Origin of the sequence: Streptomyces albidochromogenes (genome assembly GCF_005981925.1) — a bacterium.
GTDB classification, from domain to species: Bacteria; Actinomycetota; Actinomycetes; order Streptomycetales; family Streptomycetaceae; genus Streptomyces; species Streptomyces albidochromogenes.
In genome coordinates, this window is record NZ_VBVX01000488.1 from 1 (window position 1) to 3047 (window position 3047).

At 70.6% G+C, this 3047-nt stretch carries 2 protein-coding genes; both read right to left on the bottom strand.

Translation table 11 applies throughout. The annotated features are described in order from the left end of the window. Positions 1-28 precede the first annotated feature (28 nt). Complete coding sequence (locus E2E34_RS32925; protein ID WP_138905501.1) at positions 29-781, bottom strand: GntR family transcriptional regulator; 753 nt, start codon at positions 779-781, stop codon at positions 29-31. Positions 782-1120: 339 nt separating this feature from the next. Next, on the bottom strand, positions 1121-2692 hold the full coding sequence (locus E2E34_RS32930; RefSeq protein ID WP_138905502.1) for a S8 family peptidase: 1572 nt from the start codon (positions 2690-2692) through the stop codon (positions 1121-1123). Between the last annotated feature and the right edge of the window lie 355 nt (positions 2693-3047).

Below are 3047 nucleotides of genomic sequence, written 5' to 3' on the forward strand. Positions count from 1 at the left end.
GTCACCGCCGCGCCCGGCCCACCCCCGGTCACTTCACGGGCAGGTGGTACGCGATCCGGTAGCGGTCGGCCGGGACGACCACGTCGGCCGTCTCCACCGCCATCCCGGACGCGTAGTACGTCCGCTCGATGACCAGCACCGCGTGCCCCGGGACGCCGCCGAGCCGCAGCAGTTCCTCGGCGAGGCCGGGCCGGGTGCCGACCTCCTCCACCACGTTGTCCACGACGATGTCGATGGCCGCCATCCGCTCGACGACGCCGCAGCCGGCCAGCGGCCCCTCCTCCGGGAGCATCACAGGCGTACGCCCCGTCACCGCCAGGGGCTCCCAGGAGGTGGAGAGCATCATCGCCTCGCCCGCGTCCCTGAAGACGTACCGCGTGCGCATCACCCGGTCGCCCTCCTGGATTCCGAGCCGTTTGGCGATGGACGCGGTGGCCTCGTCCTGCTCGCTGCTGGATTCCCAGGTGCCGCGCGCGCCGGCCTCCGACTGCTCCTGCCGGAACGGCGTCGGCGGCACCGTTCCGCGATAACCGCCCCGGGAGACGCGGCGCGGGACGGGCTGCTCCCGTACGTACGTGCCGGAGCCGGAACGGCCTTCCACCAGGCCCTCGGCCATCAGGACCTTCCGGGCCTCCAGCGCCACGGTGTCGGAGACGCCGTACTCCTGGCGGATGCGGGCCTGCGACGGGAGCCGAGTGTGAGGTGGCAGGGAACCGTCGACGATCTTCTGCCGCAGATCGCCGGCGACGCGCAGATAAGCCGGCTGCTCACCGAATGTCACTGGCCACTCCCATCAGGTTGACAGACAGCAACAGCCTGGCAACCGTGGGTTGTTGACCGCAAGCGCAGGCCAAAGTTTCACCCGAAGTGATGACTTGTCTTTACGCAGGGGCTTACGGGGGTATAGCGGCCGGAACCCCGCGCCGCGGTCCGCGTCGGCCCGAGCCCCGCTTCGACACCTTCTGCGCCCGCCGCACCCCCGTCCGACAACGCAGCGTCAGGTCCTGGGCGTACGCTGCGCGTCGGCGCGCGGGCAGGCGGGTGTGCGAGTGCGCCGGCGTGCGGGCGCGCGCAAGGGGCGGCCGCCGCGGCGACCGCCCCCGCTCATCGGTTCAGCGCGTCAGAACTGCAGCGCCCACGAGTCGATCTTGCCCGTGTCGTACGCCGCGTTGTCGCTGACCCGCAGCTTCCACGTGCCGTTGGCCACCTCGGACGAGGCGTTGACCGTGTACGTGGTGATCAGGTTGTCGCTGCTGCCGCCGGTGCCGTAGCCCTTGAGGGTGTACGCCGTGCCGTCGGGGGCGATCAGGTCGACCTTGAGGTCACCGATGTACGTGTGCTTGATGTCGACCGGCACGCTCAGCGTCGCGGGCGCGTTGCCCGTGATGCCGCTGACGGTGACCGGGGACTCCACGGTGGCGTTGTCGCTGATCGCGTAGTCGGTGAGGTTCTCGAACTTCTTGCCGGGCGGCTGCGTCGAGCCCGTGCCCACGTACAGCAGGCGGTTCGGCGAGCCGGTTCCCGGGCTCGTCACGACGCCCGTGGTGGCGGCCGAGGTCAGCGCACCGGAGACCTGGGCCGGGGTGGCCGTCTTGTTGGCCGCGAGGTACAGGGCGGCCGCGCCGGCGACGTGCGGGGAGGCCATCGACGTACCGGAGATGGAGTTCGTCGCCGAGTCGCTGGTGTTCCAGGCCGAGGTGATCGACGAGCCCGGCGCGAAGATGTCGAGGATGCTGCCGTAGTTCGAGTAGCTGGCCTTGGCGTCCGTGCTGGTGGTGGCGCCGACCGTGATCGCCTCGGCCACCCGGGCGGGCGACTTCGTGGAGGCGTCGGTGCTCTCGTTGCCCGCGGCGACCGCGTAGGTGACGCCGGAGGCTATGGAGTTGCGTACGGCCGTGTCGAGGGCGGCGTCGGCGCCGCCGCCGAGGCTCATGTTCGCGACGGCCGGCTTCACGGCGTTCTTCGTCACCCAGTCGATGCCCGCGACGACCTGGGCGGTCGTGCCGGAGCCCTGGTTGTTGAGGACCCGGACGCCGACGACCTTGGCCTTCTTGGCGACGCCGTACGCGCCGCCCGCGACCGTGCCGGCGACGTGGGTGCCGTGGCCGTGGCCGTCCTGCGCGGTGTTGTCGTTGTCGATGGCGTCGTAGCCGTAGGAGGCGCGGCCGCCGAAGTCGCTGTGGGTGATGCGTACGCCGGTGTCGATGACGTACGCCGTGACGCCCTCACCCGCGGTGTCCGGGTAGGTGTAGCTCTGGTTCAGCGGGAGGGCCTTCTGGTCGATGCGGTCCAGGCCCCAGGACGGCGGGTTGGGCTGGGTCGCGCTGACGGTGAAGGTGCGGTTCTGCACGACGGCGTCGACGGCCGGGTCGGCGGCGAACTTCTTCGCCTGCGCCTCGGACAGCTCGACTGCATACCCGTTGAGGGCCGCGGTGTACGTCTTCTTGATCTTGGCGCCGTACTCCTTGGCCAGCGCCCTGCCCTCCGCCGAACCGGCGTCGGCCGCCGCTTCGTCGAGGGTCACGATGTAGCTGCCCGCGATGGTGCCGGGGGCTCCGGCGTTCAGGATCCGCCCTTCGGCGGTGTCGGCCGCACTGGCGGGGAGGGCGGAGGCCGCGCCGAGCGCGAGGGCTGCGACGGCGGTGGCACTGACTGCGACAACTCTTCGCCTGGAACTACGCATCACGGACATGTGAGGGGTCCTCCTCATTGGCGGTGCGCTGGTGGGGGGTGGTGCGGCGGTACGGCGGTACGCGGTACAGCGGCACGACAGGGGCATGACAAACAAACGCTGCGGAGTCCGCGTCGTTTCTCACACCTTGCCGACAGGCGAAAGATTGACGCATCCATAGGAATCCCACAAGAGTCAAATCGGTCCCGCAATACGCCCGCCACACAGCCGACACGAACCCGCGCGGATCACCGTGCCGCCTAGGCTTCCCGCATGAGGATCCCGACGGCTTCGGCCCCTTCGGCGGCCGGGCCCGCGTCCCTGGCGTACCACTGCCCGGCCGACGGCTCGCGCTCCCCGGTCGAATCCCTGGCCT